This window comes from Microbispora cellulosiformans (genome assembly GCF_008728085.1).
Taxonomy (GTDB): domain Bacteria; phylum Actinomycetota; class Actinomycetes; order Streptosporangiales; family Streptosporangiaceae; genus Microbispora; species Microbispora amethystogenes.
This window is the reverse complement of sequence record NZ_VYTZ01000011.1, coordinates 195,486-213,577: the sequence shown is the minus strand read 5'-3', so window position 1 is coordinate 213,577 and position 18,092 is coordinate 195,486. Positions and strand designations below refer to the sequence as shown.

General features: G+C 68.9%; 14 protein-coding genes. 3 read left to right on the top strand and 11 right to left on the bottom strand.

Annotated features, from left to right (window positions below):
- Positions 1 to 3 precede the first annotated feature (3 nt).
- The 7 genes from F5972_RS38980 to F5972_RS27630 all read right to left on the bottom strand — a co-directional run bounded on the left by F5972_RS38980 (position 4) and on the right by F5972_RS27630 (position 6,222).
- Positions 4 to 129 carry a hypothetical protein gene (locus tag F5972_RS38980; RefSeq protein WP_263641864.1) on the bottom strand — a complete coding sequence of 42 codons (126 nt, stop codon included), beginning with the start codon at positions 127 to 129 and terminating at the stop codon, positions 4 to 6.
- A gap of 21 nt (positions 130 to 150) precedes the next feature.
- Positions 151 to 756, bottom strand: coding sequence for a class I SAM-dependent methyltransferase (locus F5972_RS27655; protein ID WP_150937395.1), 606 nt, complete (start codon positions 754 to 756; stop codon positions 151 to 153).
- Positions 757 to 787: 31 nt separating this feature from the next.
- The gene (locus F5972_RS27650) at positions 788 to 2,071 is read right to left on the bottom strand and encodes an MFS transporter (RefSeq protein WP_191910337.1); all 1,284 of its coding nucleotides are present in this window, start codon (positions 2,069 to 2,071) and stop codon (positions 788 to 790) included.
- Positions 2,072 to 2,142: 71 nt separating this feature from the next.
- On the bottom strand, positions 2,143 to 3,372 hold the full coding sequence (locus F5972_RS27645; protein ID WP_191910336.1) for a metallophosphoesterase family protein: 1,230 nt from the start codon (positions 3,370 to 3,372) through the stop codon (positions 2,143 to 2,145).
- A gap of 23 nt (positions 3,373 to 3,395) precedes the next feature.
- A complete protein-coding gene (locus tag F5972_RS27640; protein WP_150937389.1) occupies positions 3,396 to 4,088 on the bottom strand; it encodes a hypothetical protein in 693 nt (230 codons plus the stop codon).
- A 348-nt stretch (positions 4,089 to 4,436) separates the two neighbouring features.
- Positions 4,437 to 5,468, bottom strand: coding sequence for an inorganic phosphate transporter (locus F5972_RS27635; RefSeq protein WP_150937387.1), 1,032 nt, complete (start codon positions 5,466 to 5,468; stop codon positions 4,437 to 4,439).
- A 244-nt stretch (positions 5,469 to 5,712) separates the two neighbouring features.
- The gene (locus F5972_RS27630) at positions 5,713 to 6,222 is read right to left on the bottom strand and encodes an NUDIX hydrolase (protein WP_150937385.1); all 510 of its coding nucleotides are present in this window, start codon (positions 6,220 to 6,222) and stop codon (positions 5,713 to 5,715) included.
- A gap of 541 nt (positions 6,223 to 6,763) precedes the next feature.
- Between F5972_RS27630 and F5972_RS27625 the strand changes: the two genes are divergently transcribed.
- The 3 genes from F5972_RS27625 to F5972_RS27615 all read left to right on the top strand — a co-directional run bounded on the left by F5972_RS27625 (position 6,764) and on the right by F5972_RS27615 (position 13,353).
- Entirely contained in the window at positions 6,764 to 8,935 is a 2,172-nt protein-coding gene (locus F5972_RS27625) for a cellulase family glycosylhydrolase (protein ID WP_225311950.1), read from the top strand.
- An 82-nt stretch (positions 8,936 to 9,017) separates the two neighbouring features.
- Positions 9,018 to 11,120: a cellulose binding domain-containing protein gene (locus tag F5972_RS27620; protein ID WP_225311949.1), complete on the top strand. Its 2,103-nt coding sequence runs from the start codon at positions 9,018 to 9,020 to the stop codon at positions 11,118 to 11,120.
- A gap of 160 nt (positions 11,121 to 11,280) precedes the next feature.
- Positions 11,281 to 13,353: an alpha-L-fucosidase gene (locus F5972_RS27615; RefSeq protein WP_150937382.1), complete on the top strand. Its 2,073-nt coding sequence runs from the start codon at positions 11,281 to 11,283 to the stop codon at positions 13,351 to 13,353.
- 18 nt (positions 13,354 to 13,371) lie between these two features.
- Here the strand turns inward: F5972_RS27615 and F5972_RS27610 are convergent, their stop codons facing one another.
- The 4 genes from F5972_RS27610 to F5972_RS27595 form a co-directional block, all read right to left on the bottom strand.
- A complete protein-coding gene (locus F5972_RS27610) occupies positions 13,372 to 14,418 on the bottom strand; it encodes a LacI family DNA-binding transcriptional regulator (protein ID WP_150937380.1) in 1,047 nt (348 codons plus the stop codon).
- Between the two features lie 108 nt (positions 14,419 to 14,526).
- Positions 14,527 to 15,477, bottom strand: coding sequence for a carbohydrate ABC transporter permease (locus tag F5972_RS27605; protein WP_150937378.1), 951 nt, complete (start codon positions 15,475 to 15,477; stop codon positions 14,527 to 14,529).
- On the bottom strand, positions 15,474 to 16,409 hold the full coding sequence (locus tag F5972_RS27600; RefSeq protein ID WP_225311948.1) for an ABC transporter permease: 936 nt from the start codon (positions 16,407 to 16,409) through the stop codon (positions 15,474 to 15,476). The genes F5972_RS27605 and F5972_RS27600 overlap by 4 nt, the downstream gene beginning before the upstream one ends.
- A complete protein-coding gene (locus tag F5972_RS27595) occupies positions 16,406 to 18,067 on the bottom strand; it encodes an ABC transporter substrate-binding protein (RefSeq protein WP_150937376.1) in 1,662 nt (553 codons plus the stop codon). Before F5972_RS27595 ends, F5972_RS27600 begins: the two co-directional genes overlap by 4 nt.
- Between the last annotated feature and the right edge of the window lie 25 nt (positions 18,068 to 18,092).

The window sequence follows — 18,092 nt, the reverse complement described above, 5'->3', positions numbered from 1 at the left end:
GGGTCACACGAACGAGGCGGCCCTCCGGGCGCGGCGCTTGATCAGGGCCGACACGCAGCAGGCCCAGCGCGGCCACGGTGAGTCCAGCTCTTCCGCCGCGTCACCGGTCAGGACAGGCACTTCGGCCATGGCTCGCTCCTTATCCTCTCGTCAGGCGGGGCGGAGGAGGGCGACCAGGAAGCTCGCGTCCTTCCTGAACGGACGCAGGTCCCAGGTGGACAGCAGCAGGTCGGGTTCGAGCGCGACGGCCGCCGCGTCCGCGAGGAACTCGTCGAACTCGTAACCGCGGCCGGCGCCGAAGCCGATCGCGGCCCGGCCATCCGGCGCGAGGTGCGTACGGAAGCGCCGCAGCACGTCACGACGGGTGGTCGGCGCGAGGAACGTCATCACGTTCCCCGCGCAGACGACGGCGTCGAACGGCGTGGTGACGCCCCGCGCGGGAAGGTCGAGCTCGGCCAGGTCGCCGACCAGCCATCGCGGGCCGGGGTGGTCCTGCTCGGCGGCCTCGATCAGAGCCGGGTCGACGTCGACCCCGACGACGTCGTGCCCGGCCTCGGCCAACGCGCCGCCGACCCGGCCGGATCCGCAGCCGGCGTCGAGGATGCGGGCGTGGCGCGGCAGCATGGCGTCCACGAGGCGGGCTTCCCCGGCGAGGTCGTCGCCGGCGCGAGCCATGGAGCGGAAGCGCTCGATGAACCAGGTGGAGTGACCGGGGTCGGCGGCGACCTTCCGCATCCAGATGCTCTGTTCAGCCATACCTGCATTCTCCCGGACGCCTGGAGCACGCCTACTTCGTGAGGGGGCCGGCGGACGGGCTCAGGCCGGCCGTGCCGCGGGCACCGGCGCTCAGCGCGGAGAGAGGCTGCCGCGCTCCGTCGACGCCGCCGGAAACGGACCAGACGATCATGGCGATGGCCCCGATGCTCCAGAAGGCCGCGATGAGGACATAGCTCGCCGTGGCGCCGATCTGGACTGCCAGAGTCGGCAGGTAGAGAGCCCCGTAGGCGGCGCCGATCCGTCCGACGGCGACGCTGGTGCCGATTCCGGCGGCTCGCAGGTGCGTGGGGAACAGTTCGGTGAAGGTCGGATAGGCGGCCGTCCAGGCTCCCGTGGCGACGGCGTTCGCCAGCATGGTGGCGGCGAGGACCAGGCCCTTGTCGCCCGTGGAGGTCGCCGCGGCGAGCACTCCGATGCCCGCCGCCGCGAGCGCGTAGAAGGTGCCGACCGACCATCGTCGCCCGAGGCGATCGAACGCGAGGGTCATGCCGATGCCCCCGATCAGGGCGCCCACGTTTCCCAGGATGAAGAAGAAGGGAATCTCCGCGTCCGTGTAGTGCACCTGCTTGAGGACGACGATGGACAGAAGCGCGGAGAGCCCGTAGTACCCGAAAGCCTCGGACAGGTCCAGCACGCAGCCGAGCAGCAGGCGCCCCGGATAGCGGCGGACCAGTTCGGCGAGGGCCGGGCGATGCGTCGTCGCGGGGGCTTCGGGCGCGTCCCCCGGGGACGGACGCGCCGGGGTCGACGTCCGCCCTCTGCTCCATCCTCCGCAGGATCGCCTCGGCCTCCTCCACCCGTCCTCGCGCGGCCAGCCACCACGGACGGCGGCCGCGCTCCTGCCCCGGACGCGGGCCGGCATGAACTCCATGATGGCGGCGTTGATGATCCCGTACTCCGCTCCGACGCCGAGCGCCGTCAGGAAGCGGAGGACGTAGAGCACCTCCAGGTTGGGGCTGGCGGCGGTCAGTACGGTGAATCCGCTGTACCAGAGGAGAGTCACGAGGAAGAGCCGGCGCCTCCCGAACCGGTCCGCGAGCACCCCTCCGGCGAGCGCTCCGAACAGTACGCCGAGCAACCACACCCAGAAGATCCGGGACGACTGCTCGACCGTCGCCTGGAAATGCTCGCTGAGTGGATTGATGACACTGCCGACGAGGTTGACTTCCGAGGAGTCGAAGAGCCATCCCGCGCCGAGCGCCATCAGGATGGACAGATGGGTGCCGCTCCAGCGGAGCCGATCCAGTCGTGTGCCGATCGACTCCGCGCTGAGGGCGTCAGGTGAGGTGGTCATGCTCTCCCTTTGGAACCGGTACGTGGGCGTACGGCTACGTCGCCGGACGACGGCCGGCCGGCGGCACTCGGTCAGCCGGCGCAGTAGTTGGGTGGCAGCAGCAGGTTCTGCGCCTGCAGTTCCTCGAGGAGAACCTCCACCGCTCCGCTTCGGGCGGCGTCGACGGAAGCGGCGAGCGGCGGTATCTCGGCCGGATGGGCGAGGAACGGCGGCTCGGAGGCCAGCCGCGGGTGCCATGACCAGCCCTGATCCGTGAGGGTCAGCTCCGGGAGCGGCCGGCGTGCCTCGCCGATATAGCGCATGGCGGGGGAGTGCCCGTCGGAAGGCCGCACGTGTGAGATCGCACAGCCGGCCGCGGCCTCGGTCAGGTCGTCGACGCCTATTGGTGGGCGGGTGTACCAGATGTGATCCGGCAGGAGCGGCGAGCCCCACAGGGATCGGACGGGAATCGAGGGATCGGGGTCCGGCCAGGCGTCCTCGCCCAGGCCGAAAGGTTCCAGCAGACGGGGGACGCTGGAGTCGTACAGGTGGAAACGTCCTCTGGCTCTTTCGCGGGTCGGCGGCACCTCGAGGCAGGTCGTCCACCAGCCCGTGGTCACGGTGCGGGCGAACGCCTCGGGGAACTTCGCCCGGCGCAACGCCTCGGCGTGTGACCGCCAGTCGTAGTGCAGGCGGATGATCCGCGCTCGCGCGACTCCGTCATCGAGGTCGACCAGTGCGTAGCGGACACGCCGGTCACCGTCGTTGGCGGGCCGCCCGATGACCCCGACGTTCACCACGAGACTGTCTCCGATGCGCCTGATCCAGGGCAGTCCCGAATGCGTGCACATGATGACGTCGGCGCCGCTCGCCTCCACTCGGCGGCGATGCTCCGCCTCGGGCAGCGATTCCCACCAGAAATCGTTGAGGCCCGTGGTCGAGCCGTGCACGAAATGCACGTCGCAGCCGTCCAGCTTCTCCCGCCGCTCCGTGCGAAGCGTCCCCATCCACGCCGCGAAGCGGCGGTCGGTGGTGCGGAGGGTGAAGTCGTACATCATCCCGGCGTATTCCTGGTCACGGGGGTCCCGATATCCGCAGCCGCAGTCCTGCGCACCCGACGCGATCGCCACGTCGTAGTTGCCCGCCACGCAGATGACGTCGTTGCCGGTCAGCAGCGGCCATACGGCGTCCGGTTCCGCGCCGTACCCGCCGAGATCTCCGAGGCAGTACAGGCGGTCGGCCTGGTTTCGGCGGGCGTCGTCGACGAACGCACGAAGAGCCCAGGGATTGGAATAGACACCACCGCAGACGGCGATCCTCATTCGCCCGGCCTCGTCTTTCCCCCTTACTCGGCTGACGCGTCGGCGGTTTCGGCGGCGGGCGCGCCGCAGCACGGCGCACTCTGCTGCGCCAGAGGGTGACCGGGGTCGAGCGGGCGGAGGTCGCATCCCATCTTCTTGTCGAAGATCACGAGCGTGCCGAAGGCGAACTCGATCGGCCGCCGCCAGCCCTGCCACGTCTCCGGCGGGTAGACCCAGTGCTTCGACTTCATCTGGGTGTGGCAGCAGTGGACAGGGGTCGAGCCTCCCTGAGGGACCTCGCGCCACCCGAGTTCCGCCGCCCGCGCCGGCACCTCCTCGAACGCCTCGAACGTCTGCGCGGCCTCGTCCCGCATGTCGATGCCGACATGGTCCATGAACGGCTTCGACAGGGTGACGGCCCCGGGGATGTTGTCGTCCTGCGAGATGGGGATCGAGGAGAAGATGAGATTGATCGCCGCGTCCGTGGAGTACTTGATGTATCCCGGCTCGGCGTTCTCGGGGCGGTAGCCGAGTTCCTTGAGCCTGCCGTGCGGCAGCGCGTCGACGTCGTCGACCTTGACGTGGGCGTGCACCGAATCGGTGTACTGCAGCATGGCCGCGTAGGGGAACTCCGGTGTGAGCACGGACAGGATCTCGCCTCGCTCCACTTCGCTGACGAGACCGAGCTCTTCGACATTGGCCAGAACCTGCTCAACCGCAGAGTGATCGAACTGCATGAGGATCTCCCGAGTCGTAGGACAGGTAAGCGAGACAGGACGTCGTCGCCTCGCGGGGTGACCTGGTTCTCCCGTCGGTGCGGGCCGGTCTCGTCGCCCGAAAGAGACCGGCCGTAGGTCATCACTCTCGTCCTCGCGCAGGTCATCGGTGAAGCGCCGGTTGCCTGGCAACAAGTTGCCAGGCAACTTGTTGCCGGAACCGATCCTCCAGGCAGGGGAGCTTCGGCGTCGCGGCGCCGATGTCGATGCCGGAACGGCCGGCGTTGTGTACGCACACGAACAGGACGCTGGGCATCGGGGGCATGGCTGGTCCCTTCGATCCCTCGGGGAGCGGGCAGATCCGCCGCGTTACGAGAGAAGTAGATACGCCCCGGCGGCCACGGCGGCGGCGACGGGCGGTGTGCACAACCATGCGATCAGGAGGTCACGGACCGTCTTCTTGTTGAGCCTGGAAAGATCGTTGGCCGCGATGCCGGAGATGGCTCCCGCGGAGACCTGCGTGGTCGACATGGGCAGGCCCAATATGGCACCCAGCCCGACGAGGCTCGCGGTCGTCAGGTTGGCGGTGAAACCTTCGACGTGCGGAATCTTGATGACGGAGTACGCGAGCCGGTTGGCGATGCGGGAGCCCGCCACGACACCTCCGACGGCCATCGCCGCGGTGACGGCGAACAGCAGGCCGGTCGGGGTCATCCCGCCCACCAGCGCGAAGGAGCCGATAGCAACGATCTTGGGAGCGTCGTTGAGGCCCCGGGCGAAGCTCGCCAGCCCGCTTGTCGCCCAGTGGGCGATCCCGATGGCCTGCTGTGCCCTGGTCGGCTCGGCCTGTTTCGTCACGGTCGCGACCGGCGCAGCGTCACCGTCCGGGACCGGAGCCAGGGCCCTTTCCCTTCTCGCGGTACGGATCGTCACGACCTTCCGGGTGATGATTCCCAGTACGGCCGAGATGGCGTACGCGACCAGGATGCTCAGCAGCAGCGGCTGCACGACCTTCCCGAGCAGCCCGCTCCACTCGACCGAGGAACCGGCGAACAGGCTCCCGGCGCCGAGAAGCGAGCCCACCAGGGCATGGGTGGTGGAGACGGGCAGCTTCAGGACCGTGGCCAGGACGACCCAGAAGATGGTTCCGATCAGCACCGCGACCGTGAAGGCCGGGGTGGGCGTGGCGGAGACGATGCCCTTGGAGAAGAGCTGGGTCATCTTCGACGCCAGTGTCAGCGAGACGAGGCAGCCGAGGGCGGTGGCCACCGTGCCCCATGCGATGGCCGTGCGGATTTTCGTCACACCGGCGCCGGCGAGCGTGGCTACGCCCTTCGGCACGTCGTTCGCTCCGTTGGCGGCGGCGAGTAGGAGTACGAGCAAGAGTACGAGCACTTCCATGCGTCTGCCTCCGGGGGGTAGTGGTGCTCGTGAGGAAAAGCGCGCGCGGCAAGAGGTACGGCTGGGCCGGACCACACGTCAGCAGGACTACACGTCGGAAGGAAAAGCGATTCTCGAAGCCGGCGCATCGGGCGCCGCCGCCTGTTCGGCGTTCACCGTTTCGTCACTCCGAGTTCATGATCGCCGTTCGTCTGTCCGACGGCAATAGCGCCCGGACGCTTTCGCGTGGGGCTCTCGGAGGACCTCAGCGGGTGGCGGACGGCCGCCAGGGCAGCTGCACCGGCTCGGCGGGGAGGTCACCGGCGAGCAGCCGGGGCAGAAGCGCGCCGATGCCGACGGGGAAGACGAGGTCGGAGGTGGTCTGAAGTTCGTGGACGGTCCACCAGCGGTGCGCGGCGATCGCCTCGAGTTCGTGGGCCTCCAGGTCCAGGGGGGCCAGGGTCAGGCTGTCGAGGCGGGTGAAGAAGAACGAGTCGACGGCCTGCAGGGTGAACTCGCCGAATCGGGCAGGACCGGAGGAGACGGCCACCACCGGACCCAGCCGCTGCGGAGCCAGGGTGTGACCCGTCTCCTCGAACAGTTCGCGCGCCGCCGCCTGGGCAAGGGTCTCCCCGTCTTCGACACCGCCGCCGGGCGTGGCCCAGAAGTGGGAGACGGGCAGATCGTCGGTGGCCCGGAAACGGAACAGCAGGAGCCGATCGTCGCGGTCGACCAGCAGAACGCGTGCGCTGGCTCGCGTGGCGGGGACGGTCACCCTGCCGATCTTAGGCCGAGGCGGCGGCGAGAGGCAGGGAAGGAATCCGTCACCGGAGCCTTCCCGAGGGCGCGTGGGCGGCTTACAGGGGGACCGGTTCGGTGATCGCCGTGGCGGTCACCTTCAACTGAAACTTTCAGCCTCGGTTTCGCGAAATTTTCTGAGGTCCTATCCCTCGCGGCTCGTGAACAGATGGCGGGGGAGTGGTCATCACACCCCTGACGTGGAGCGGGAGCGAGCGGGACCCTCTCCACAAGGATCACCCTGATGAGGCCGCCCGTGTGCCGACTCGGCGGCGATGCGCTGGAGGACGACTCCCGCAAATCGCGATGCTATGTTTCGCGCCATATCAAGTTGTTGTTGCGTAGCTGAGATCGACCTACTTTCGCGCATCAACGGACCCGAACCCGTTCGACGGTAGTGGCACCCATGTTCCGACGTTCATCGGCACGTCCTGATGCGGCTGCCGAGAGCGATCCCACGCAGCCGGCCTGCCGTCCGCCACGACAAGACCTGTGAAAGAAGACAAAGGAGGCCACTCTTGAATCTGCGGCTCTTACACAGAGCGCGGCTGTGGGTGAGCATGGTCGCCGGTGCCCTGGCCGTACTGCTGCCGGCAGGGGTGATGACGGCCGTCAACGCCCAGGCGGCCGCGGGCTGCCGCGTGGCGTACGCGGTCACCTCTCAGTGGCCGGGTGGTTTCACCGCCGACGTGGGCGTCACCAACCTCGGTGACCCGATCAACGGATGGAAGCTCACCTGGACCTTCCCCTCGGGGCAGCAGGTCACCCAGCCGTGGAACAGCACGATCACCTCGTCGGGCGCGCAGGTCACCGCCGCCAACGTGAGCTGGAACGCGGCCATCGCGACCAACGCGACGGTGTCCTTCGGCTTCAACGGGTCGTGGTCGGGCGCCAACACCGCGCCGAGCGCCTTCACGCTCAACGGCGTCGCGTGCACCGGGAACGTCGGCTCGCCGTCGCCGAGCCCGTCGCCCTCGGCGAGCCCGTCGCGATCTCCCAGCCCGTCCCCGTCCGCGAGCCCGTCGCGTTCCCCCAGCCCGTCGCCTTCGGCGTCGCCGAGCCCGTCGCCGTCTCCCTCGCCCTCGGCGTCTCCGCAGCCGGGCGACGCGATGGCCAGGGTGGCCGCCATGCAGCCCGGCTGGAACCTGGGCAACACCTTCGACGCCATTCCCGACGAGACGTCGTGGGGCAACCCGCCGACGACCCAGGCCATGCTGCACTACGTGCGGTCCCAGGGATACAACAGCATCCGGATCCCGATCACCTGGAGCAACCACCACGGCGCGGCGCCCGACTACACCCTCGACGCGGCCTGGCTGAGCCGCGTCCGCCAGGTGGTCGACTGGTCCCTCGCCGAGGGCTTCTACGTGATGATCAACCTGCATCACGACTCCTGGCAGTGGATCAACGGGTACCCCGGCGACCGTACGACCGTGATGAACCGGTACAACGCGCTGTGGCGGCAGCTCGCCGGCACGTTCCGTGACTACTCGCAGAAGCTGGTGTTCGAGAGCATCAACGAGCCGCAGTTCACCGGCACCTCGGGTGACAGCGAGAGCGACCAGGTGCTGAACGAGCTCAACACCGCGTTCGTCCGCCTGGTGCGCGCGTCCGGCGGCGGCAACGCCACCCGGCTGCTCGTGCTGCCCACCCTCTACACCAGCTCCGAGCAGGCCCGGCTGGACGCGTTGACGGGCACCTTCAACCAGCTGCGCGACCCGAACCTCGCCGCGACGGTGCACTTCTACGGGTGGTGGCCGTTCAGCGCCAACATCGCCGGCGGCACCCGCTACGACAGCAACGTCGAGAGCGACCTGGTCGGCGGTTTCGACCGGGTGTACAACACGTTCGTGTCCCGCGGGATCCCCGTGATCATCGGAGAGTGGGCGCTGCTCGCCTACGACTACACCCGGCCCGGCATCATCGAACGCGGCGAGTTCCTGAAGTACATCGAGGCCGTCGGCTACAACGCCCGCATCCGCAAGCTCACCACCATGCTCTGGGACGCGGGCTCGTTCCTGGAGCGCAACGAGCTGCGATGGCGCGACCAGGGCATCTACGAGATGATGAAGGCCAGCTGGACCGTGCGATCCGGCACGGCCTCCTCCGACCAGGTGTATCTCCCGCGCAGTGGCACGATCACCGCCAGGTCGCTCACGCTCAACCTCAACGGCACCTCGTTCCAGGGCCTGCGGCAGGGCAGCACCAACCTCGTGAACGGCACGGACTACACCGTGTCCGGCACCACGCTGACCCTCACCGCGGCCGCCCTCACCCGGCTGGCCGGCAACCGGGCCTACGGCGTGAACGCCACCATCGAGGCCCGCTTCTCCCAGGGCGCGCCCTGGCAGATCAGCGTCATCACCTCCGACCCGCCGACCCAGGCCGCCGCCACCGGCACGACATCCTCGTTCTCCATCCCCACCCAGTTCCGCGGTGACCAACTCGCCACGATGGAGGCCAAGTACGCCGACGGCAGCCCCGCCGGACCGGCCAACTGGACCTCGTACAAGGAGTTCTGGGCGAGCTTCCAGCCCGACTACACCGCGAACACCATCATCCTGAAACCCGAGTTCTTCGCCGAGGTCAACGACGGCCGCGTCACCCTCACCTTCCACTTCTGGAGTGGAACGAAGATCACCTACTACATCACCAAGTCGGGCACCACGGTGACCGGAAGCACCACCTGACCAACACACCGAACGGGGGTCGCGGCCACATCGGCCGCGGCCCCCGTCTCCGGCGCGGGCGAACTCCAGAAAGCGAGAACCAGTGGACCTGTCGTTTCTCCGCGGTCGCGGCCGGCGGCGCCGGCTCGCCATGGGCGCGGCCGTGGCACTCGCCGGTGCCGTCCTCGCCACCCCGGGCACCGTGGCCCAGGCGGCGACCCCGGCCGTCGAGGTCACCGTCAACGCCCGTGAGGGCCTCGGCACCGTGCCCGGCACCGCGTACGGCCTCAACCAGGCGGTGTGGGACGGAAACATGAACACCCCGGCGTCGGTGGACCTTCTCGGCAAGGCCGGCGTGCGGATGATGCGGTATCCCGGCGGTTCGTACGGAGACGGCTTCCACTGGAAGACCAGCACCGTCTCCGGCGGCGGGTACGTCGCGCCGGGGACGGACTTCGACTCGTTCATGGGCACGGTCAAGGCCATCGACGCCCAGGCGATCCTCATCGCGAACTACGGCTCCGGCACGGCCCAGGAGGCCGCCGACTGGGTGAAGTACGCCAATGTCACCAAGGGGTACGGCGTCAGATACTGGGAGATCGGCAACGAGATCTTCGGCAACGGTCACTACGGCGCCGACTGGGAGCTCGACTACCACGAGAGCAAGACGCCGGCCACGTACGCGAACAACGTGGTGGAGTACGCCCGGGCGATGAAGGCGGTCGATCCCACGATCAAGATCGGGGCCGTGGTCACCGATCCGGGCAACTGGCCCGACGGCGTCGTGGGGGACGGGGACACCGCGGCCTGGAACCAGACGGTGCTGTCGATCGCGGGGCCGTACATCGACTTCGTGATCATGCACTACTACCCGAACCACACCACCGCCGCGGACGTCCTCCAGCAGGTGCGGCTGCTTCCCGGCGAACTGGAGCAGGTGCGGCGGCAGATCGACCGGTACGCCGGCCGGAACGGCCCCAACATCGGTATCGCATTGACGGAGACCTCGTCCAACTACCAGTCGGACACCCAGGTCGGCGGCCTGTTCACCGCGGACGTCTACTTCGCCGCGCTGGAGAACGGCGTCTTCACGGTGGACTACTGGGACACCCGCAACGGCATGGGCGACGTCACCACCGCGCCCGACGGGACGACGTCGTACGGCGACGGAGGCCTGCTGTCGAGCGGCAACTGCAACAGTGACAACGTCTGCGAACCACCGCTCAACACGCCGTTCGCGCCCTACTACGCGCTGCAGATGCTCAGCAGGGTGGCGCTTCCCGGCGACACGCTGGTCAAGGCCGCCTCCGACAACCGGCTCGTCACCGTACACGCGGCCCGGAACGCCGACGGCGGCCTCAGCGTCGAACTAATCAACCAGGACCCCGGCAACGCCTACACCGTGCACCTCGGCTACGACGGCTGGACCCCGAGCAACGCCACCCCGACCGTCCACACCCTCGGCTCCGGGTACACCGCGATCGCCACGTCCAAGCAGGGCACCGCGAGCACGCAGGTCGTCCCGCCGTACTCGATCGTGACGCTCAAGCTCACGCCGTCGGCCACCAACCCGGTCAGCACCACGCTGACCGCGCCCGGCAGCCCGGTGGCGAGCGACGTCACCGCCGGCACCGCGACCGTCTCCTGGCGGCCGTCCACCGGCGGCGCCGTCACCCGCTACGCCGTCTACCAGCAGTTCGGCACCAACAGCGTGCTGCTCGGTGAGTCGACCTCGACCTCGTTCACCGCGCGGAACCTGGTCCCCGGCACCTCCTACACGCTGAACGTGCTCGCGGTCGACCAGAAGGGCCATCTCTCGATGCCCTCGACGCCGGTCACCTTCGTCACGGGAACGCCGCGCGACAGCACCTGCGCCGTCACCTACACCCTCGCGACGGGCTGGGGCAGCGGTTTCGTGGCGAACATCAGCGTTACCAACACCGGTTCCACCCCCATCACGGGGTGGACGCTGGCGTTCAGTTTCCCGGCCACGACCGAATCGGTCTCCGACAGCACCTGGAACGGCACCTTCTCGACGAACGGCAGCCACGTGGTCGTCACCCCGGCCGGCTCGAACACCTACCTCGCTCCGAACGCCGGCAACACCGTCAGCCTCGGGTTCGTCGGCAACCAGACCGGTGCCAACCCGCCGCCCGCCTCCTTCACCCTGAACGGCACCGTCTGCACCACGACCTACTCGTACTGACCCGCCCCGCGGTGCGGGCCGTCCGGCCCGCACCGCCTGGTCGTACGAGCAACACGTGTCCTCCCCAGCTGCCCAAGATCGACCTTTGATCGTCATCGAATCGATACGACCTGGACCCGAAGCTGACGCCGCACCCCACACGCTCCGGAAAGGACTGCCCATGCATCCCTCCAACAGGCTCGGATCCGCGCCGAGGACGCGCGCCTTCGCGAGAAGAACGCTGACCGCACTCTCCGTGCTGGGGCTGGTCGTGCTCGCGCCGGCGACGACCGCCCCCGCCTTGGCGGCCTCGGTCCAGGTGGCCCCGGTGGCGCCGTCGGACTCGTCCGCCACGATCATCGCCAAGGCCGCGGACATCGTGCCGTCGTCGCGTCAACTGGCCTGGCAACGGCTGGAGCAGTACAACTTCATCCACTTCGGCATCAACACCTTCACCGGCCGGGAGTGGGGCACCGGCACCGAGGACCCGAACGCGTTCCAGCCCACCGGCCTCAACACCGACCAGTGGGCTGCCGCGATAAAGGCCGCCGGGTTCAAGGGGGCGATCCTCACCGCCAAGCACCACGACGGGTTCCTGCTCTTCCCGTCCAAGTACAGCAACTTCGGTGTCGCGTCCTCGTCCTGGCAGGGCCGCCAGGGTGACGTGGTGAAGAGCTTCACCGACTCCATGCACAAGTACGGGTTGAAGGCCGGTCTGTACGTGTCACCGGCCGACCTGCACGAGAACCAGCCCGGCGGGAAGTTCGCCAACGGCAGCCCGTCCAGGCAGGTGACGATCCCGACCGACTCCTCCGAGATCGTCAACGGGGTGACGTTCACCTTCAACTCCGACGACTACAACACCTACTTCGAGAACACGCTCTACGAGCTGTTCACCCGCTACGGCGGCATCGACGAGTTGTGGTTGGACGGTGCCAACCCGACCGGCCGCACCCAGCCCTACAACTTCAGGGACTGGACCACCATGGCCCGCAGACTGCAGCCCAACGCGGTCATGGAGGGCGACGGCGGGCCGGACGTGCGCTGGGTCGGCAACGAGAACGGCTACGCGCGCCAGTCGGAGTGGTCGGTTGTGCCGACCAACGGCGATCCCGCCACCGCCGCCGACACCGCGCTGCCGGTGCCGGGGTTCAACACCGCCGCCGATGTGGGCAGCGACGCGGTGCTGTCCCAGCGCAAGTCGGACGGGACCAGCTCGTGGAACGTGCTGCGGTGGTCTCCCGCGGAGTGCAATGGGACGCTGTCGGCGCGCCACAACTGGTTCTGGCAGACCGGTGAGACCTGGCGGAGCCCGACCGAACTCTTGGAGATCTACTACGGGTCGGTGGGGCGCAACTGCAACTTCCTGCTGAACATCTCCCCCAACCGGCAGGGCCTGCTGGACCAGTCGGCGATCGACACCCTGTCGCAGTTCGGCACCATGGTGTCGCAGACGTTCGCCACCAACCTGGCGAACGGCGCCACCGTCGCCAACGACAGCGGGACCTCCAACAGCACGGGTCACACCCCGAGCCTCGCGCAGGACGGCAACCTGGACAGCTCCTGGCAGCCGACCGGCACGACCGGCGGACTCGTGCTGACCCTGCCGGCGGCGCGGACCTTCGACGTCATCTCGGTGCAGGAGGACCTGAACATCGGTCAGCGAACCAGGTCGTTCGCGCTCGACTCGTGGAACGGCAGCTCCTGGACCCAGATCGCGACCGACACCACGATCGGGCACAAGAAGCTGATCCGCCTGGCCTCTCCCGTCAGCACCAGCCAGGTGAGGCTGCGGATCACCGGCGCCCGGGCCAATCCCGCCATCGCCGAGGTCGGCCTGTACCGCCGCCCCGGCGGCAGCACCTCGCCGGCCGGCCCGATCAAGGGTGTCGGCTCGGGCCGGTGCCTGGACGTCAACGGCGCCTCCCAGGCGAACGGCGCGCCGGCGCAGCTGTGGGACTGCAACGGCCAGCCGAACCAGCAGTGGACGCCGACCTCCTCCAGGGAGCTGCGGGTCTACGGCGGCAAGTGCCTGGACGCCTACGGCCAGGGCACCGGTGACGGCACCCAGGTCGTCATCTGGGACTGCAACGGCGGTGTCAACCAGCAGTGGAACCTGAACGCCGACGGCACGGTCAGCGGCGTCCAGTCCGGCAAGTGCCTCGACGCGTACGGTGCGGGCACCGCCAACGGCACGAAGATCGTCCTGTGGGCCTGCAATGGCGGAAACAACCAGAAGTGGACCCGGAGCTGACGCGGTGACGGCGAGTGCTCAGCGCTTGGGGGGCGCTGTGCTCTCGCGGACGGTGAGGGTGGTCGCGATCTCCAGCCCGACCTGGGTGATCTCCTCGCCGCGCCCGAGGGCCAGCGCCAGCTCGGTCGCCGCGGCCGCCATCTCGTTCAACGGCTGGTGAACGGTGGTCAGCGGCGGGTCGACCCACGCCACGACCGGCAGGTCGTCGAAACCGACCACGCTCAGGTCCTGGGGGATGGACAGTCCCGCCTCGCGGGCGGCCTGGTAGACGCCGAGCGCCTGCAGGTCGTTCGCGGTGAAGATCGCGCTGGGCCGGTCGGTCCGGGAGAGCAGGTCGCGTGCCGCGGCGTAGCCGTGCTCGCGGGTGAGCAGGGTGCGGACGATGAGGCCGGGATCGGCGGGCAGCTCGGCCTCGGCCAGCGCGGAGAGATAGCCGGCCAGCCGGGCACGGCAGAACGGGTGATCCGGGCCGCCGATCATGGCGATGCGGCGGTGCCCCAGCTCGATCAGGTGCCGGGCCGCCGCCTGGCCGCCTCTCCAGTTGGTGGCGCCCACGAACGGCACGTCGTCCGGCAGTTCGTCGATCGGGTCGAAGACGACGAACGGGATGCCCTTCGCGGTCAGCTGGTCGCGCTCGGCCTGCGCGAGCTGCGCCACCGAAAGGACGCACTGAGGGCGGCGTCCGACCGTGTCGTCGATGGACATGCCCACCGAGTCGCGGAGGCCGAACTCCGAGACCATGACTCCGACGCGGTTCTTGCGGGCCACCCGCTCGACCCCACGGATGATCTCCACGGCCCACATGCTCTCGAGCTCGCGGAACACCAGTTCCACGATGTTGCTCCGGCTTCCGCTCGGCTTGCGGTATCCGTACTGGGTGACCAGTTCCTCGACCCGGGCGCGGGTCTGGGCCGACACCCCCGAGCGCCCGTTGATCACCTTCGACACGGTGGGGATCGAGACCCCGGCCGACTCGGCGATGTAGGCGATGGTGACCGACCCCGGCCCGCCGCCCTGCGAGCTCTGCTCGTCGGCCGCGGGTCCGTCCGATCGGTTGTCCGTCACGTTCGCCCTTCCCTCGTCAACGGCACGTCCGTCACGCCGTCCGCCTGAGTCGACCGGCCTCGACGCGACGGTCTGGAGCCATTCTGGCACCCGTGGTGGCCGGGTGCTTCACCCCTTGACCGCGCCCGTGAGAACCCCCGTACGGAAGTGCTTCTGGACGAACGGGTAGACGACCAGAAGCGGCACCAGGGTCAGCACCACCACCGCCATCTGCGTCGACAGGGGAGCGGTCCGCGCGTACGCCATGCCGAAGCCCGCGTTGACCGATCCCGGCATCCCGGCCCCGCGGTTGACATAGGTGAGCAGCACGTACTGCAACGGCCACTTCTCGCTGTCGGTCGGCAGGTAGAGCATGACGGTGAAGAAGGAGTTCCAGTAGCCGACGGCGTAGAAGAGGGCGATCACCGCGGTCACCGCGCGCGAGGCCGGCAGGACCACCGACCAGAGGATCCGCCAGTCGCCCGCGCCGTCCATCCGCGCCGCGTCGACCAGTTCGGCGGAGGTCCTCGTGTAGAAGGCGCGGAGCACCAGGATGTTGAAGACCGAGACCGCGCTCGGGAGGACCAGCGCCCACCACCGCCCGTAGCCGCCGAGGCCCGTCACCACCAGGAAGGTGGGGATCAGCCCGCCGCTGACGAACATCGTGACGACCAGCAGCGCCAGGACTAGGCGGTGCCCGGGCGAACCCGGCCGCGACAGTCCGTAGGCGCACAGGACCGAGACGACCATGGACAGCGCCGTGCCGGCGACCGTGATGCCGAGGCTGACCATCAGGGCGGTGCGTACGGTCGGGTCGGTCAGAATCTCCCGGTACGCCTGGAAGGTGAGGCCGTCCGGCCAGATCACGAGGCCGCCGGCCCGGTTGACGGCGCCGGGAGTGGAGAGGCTGGTCACCACGACGATCCACAGCGGGACCAGCATGAGCGCCAGCACCCCGCCGAGGGAGAGGCCCTTGGCGGACCGGCCCGCGACGGTCGGCCGCTCCTGCCAGGGCGGGCGCCGCGCTCGCGGCGTCGTCGGCGCACTCGTACGGGTTCCGATGGTGAACACCTTGGTCATCTCCGATACAGCCCGTCCTCGCCGAAGGAATGCGCCAGCCTGTTGGCGCCCCAGATGAGCAGGAGCGAGATCACGCTCTTGAAGAGCCCGGCCGCGGCGCCCAGGCTGTAGTCGGCCGTGCCGATGCCGTAGTAGAAGGCATAGGTGTCCAGCACCTCCGCGGTCTCGTGGCCGACCGCGTCGCGCTGGATGAGGAACTGCTCGAAGCCGACCGAGAGCGCGCCGCCGAGGCGGAGCACCAGCATCAGTACGATCACTCCGCGCAGGCCCGGAAGGGTGATGTGCCACATCCGCCGGAAGGGTCCGGCGCCGTCCACGGCCGCCGCCTCGTAGAGCCCGGGATCGATGGCCGACAGAGCGGCCAGGAAGACGACGATCCCCCAGCCGGCCTCCTTCCAGACCACCTGGGAGGTGACCAGCAGTACGAAGGTTCCCGGATCGGTGGTGATATCCCACGTCTGCAGGTCGTGCGAGCGCAGGAACTGGTTCAGCGCACCCGCACCACCCAGCATCTGCTGAAATATCGTGATGACCAGCACCCACGAGAAGAAGTGCGGCAAGTAGACGACCGACTGGATGAAGGTGCGCACCCGCACGCTGAGCACCGAGTTGAGCAGGAGCGCCAGCGCGATCGGAATCGGAAAGAACAGGACCAGCTGGACCAGGCTGAGATAGAGCGTGTTCCGGAGCGCGCCCCAGAACAACGGGTCGGCGAACAGCCGGCGGAACTGGTCGAAGCCCGCCCACTCGCTGTTCCCGACCCCGGCCGGCGGGTCGTAGTACTGGAACGCGGTGAACAGTCCGAACAGCGGGGCGTAGTTGAAGACCAGCAGCAGGACGACCGCGGGAGCGACCATGATCAGCAGGGAGCGGTCGCGCCGCAGCCTGATCCGGCGGCCCGGACGCTCCCGCAACGGGTGAGGGGTGGTCACCGGCCCGTGCCGTACTTGTCCAGCACGTTGTCGGTCATCCACTGCTTGAGCCGGTCGCCGCCGCCACCGGTCTTCCAGGTGGAGACGGCGGCCTGGACCTCGGAGACCTTCGTTCTCCCGTGGTAGCAGTCCTTGACGGCGTCCTCGACGGCCTGGGCGGCGGCGGCCGCCGACAGAGACCGGGGCATGCCGATGTTCATGTTCCAGAAGACCGGCTTGTAGAGCGCCCTGACGTTGGCGGCCTGCCAGGCGGCGTGGTCCCTGGTGACGACGGCGGCGCCGGGGTTGCTGATCACGGCGGGCGGCGAGGCCAGGAACGGGAAGGTCATCGCCTGGACGAACTTCCTGCCGTCCTCGGTCGCGGTCGGGACCCCGTTCTTCATCGCGAAGTGGACGCCCTCGACCCCGAAGTTCACCATCGTGTACTCCGCCGAGCCGAAGGGGGCGGCCAGATAGTCGGCGACCGCCAGCAGTTCCTCGATCTGGTCCGGCCGCAGCCTGCTGTTGAGATAGCTGACGACGTTCGTGGAGGGTCCCATGGCGACGCGGGGCGCGCTCGTGCCGTCGGCGGCGAAGAAGTCGAACGCGCCGCGGCGGTAGTCCGCGTCGGCGGCGGTGCCGGACTGGTGGTCGGTGAGGCTCCAGGCGCCGGTGCCGCCCCCACTGATCAGGACCTTCCCCGAGTAGAAGCGGGTGGCGGCGTCCGCGTTCCGGCCGGCGACGGCGTCCGGGTGCAGGTAGCCCGCCCGCGCCATGCGGTGGTGCCAGTCGAGCGCCTCGAAGAACTGCGGCATCTCGTACTTGTGGATCAGCCTGCCGTCCTGGACGTCCCACGTCAGGGGGACGTTCCAGGCGGGGAAGAGATAGGTCCACACGTCGTCGAAGGCCCAGACGCCGCGTCGGGCGTCCGTCAGCTCCTTGCCCAGGTTCATCAGGTCGTCGGCCGACCGCACCTGGCCGGCGGTGATTCCCTTCGCCTCCAGGATGTCCCGGCGGTTGAATACGGCGCCCGCGACGACGAAGTCGCTGGAGAAGGAGGGGATGCCGTACAACCTGTCGCCCCACACTCCGGTCTGCCAGGCGCCGGTCGGGATGGCGGCGAGGTTCGGATACCTCTTGATCTTGTCGCCCGCCAGGTGGGGCGTGAGGTCGGCGAGTTGCGTCCCGGCCAGCCCGCCGACGTCGAAGACGGAGTTCCACCAGGTCGGCAGCTGGATCCAGTCGGGCAGGCGCCTGGCGGCCGTCATCGTCGGGACGATCGTGTTGTAGTTGTTGCCGTCCGCCGGCTTCATGGTGAGGGTGACGCCCAGGGCCGTGTTCATGGCCTCGTAGAAGGAGTTTCCCGCCGGCGGCACCGTGCCCCACAGCGGTGTGACGGCGGTGTAGCTCCCGCCCCTGCCCGGAACTCCCCGGACGGTGGCGACGCGGCTGGAGGGATAGGCCAGGAAGGCGGGATCGGTCGCGGCTCCCGCTCCGCCCGCCACGGACGGGATGTCCGGCCTGACCGAGCCGCTGGGCACGTAGGCCGGTAACGCCGCTCGCAGGCCCGCCCCGGTGTTCGCGCCGGCCTTCTGCCGCGCCCCGCCCCCGCAGGCGGCAAGGAGGGGAGCCGCCGCGGCGAGGGCGACGAAGCTTCTGCGGTTCAACTCGGGTCTCACGGTGGGGGCCGTCCCCTTCGAGGTC

Coding starts and splice junctions, on each gene's coding strand:
- F5972_RS27640 (WP_150937389.1), bottom strand. CDS start 4,088: ATGCAGTTCGATCACTCTGCGGTTGAGCAGGTTCTGGCCAATGTCGAA.
- F5972_RS27645 (WP_191910336.1), bottom strand. CDS start 3,372: ATGAGGATCGCCGTCTGCGGTGGTGTCTATTCCAATCCCTGGGCTCTT.
- F5972_RS27635 (WP_150937387.1), bottom strand. CDS start 5,468: ATGGAAGTGCTCGTACTCTTGCTCGTACTCCTACTCGCCGCCGCCAAC.
- F5972_RS27655 (WP_150937395.1), bottom strand. CDS start 756: ATGGCTGAACAGAGCATCTGGATGCGGAAGGTCGCCGCCGACCCCGGT.
- F5972_RS27650 (WP_191910337.1), bottom strand. CDS start 2,071: ATGACCACCTCACCTGACGCCCTCAGCGCGGAGTCGATCGGCACACGA.
- F5972_RS27615 (WP_150937382.1), top strand. CDS start 11,281: ATGCATCCCTCCAACAGGCTCGGATCCGCGCCGAGGACGCGCGCCTTC.
- F5972_RS38980 (WP_263641864.1), bottom strand. CDS start 129: ATGGCCGAAGTGCCTGTCCTGACCGGTGACGCGGCGGAAGAGCTGGAC.
- F5972_RS27605 (WP_150937378.1), bottom strand. CDS start 15,477: ATGACCAAGGTGTTCACCATCGGAACCCGTACGAGTGCGCCGACGACG.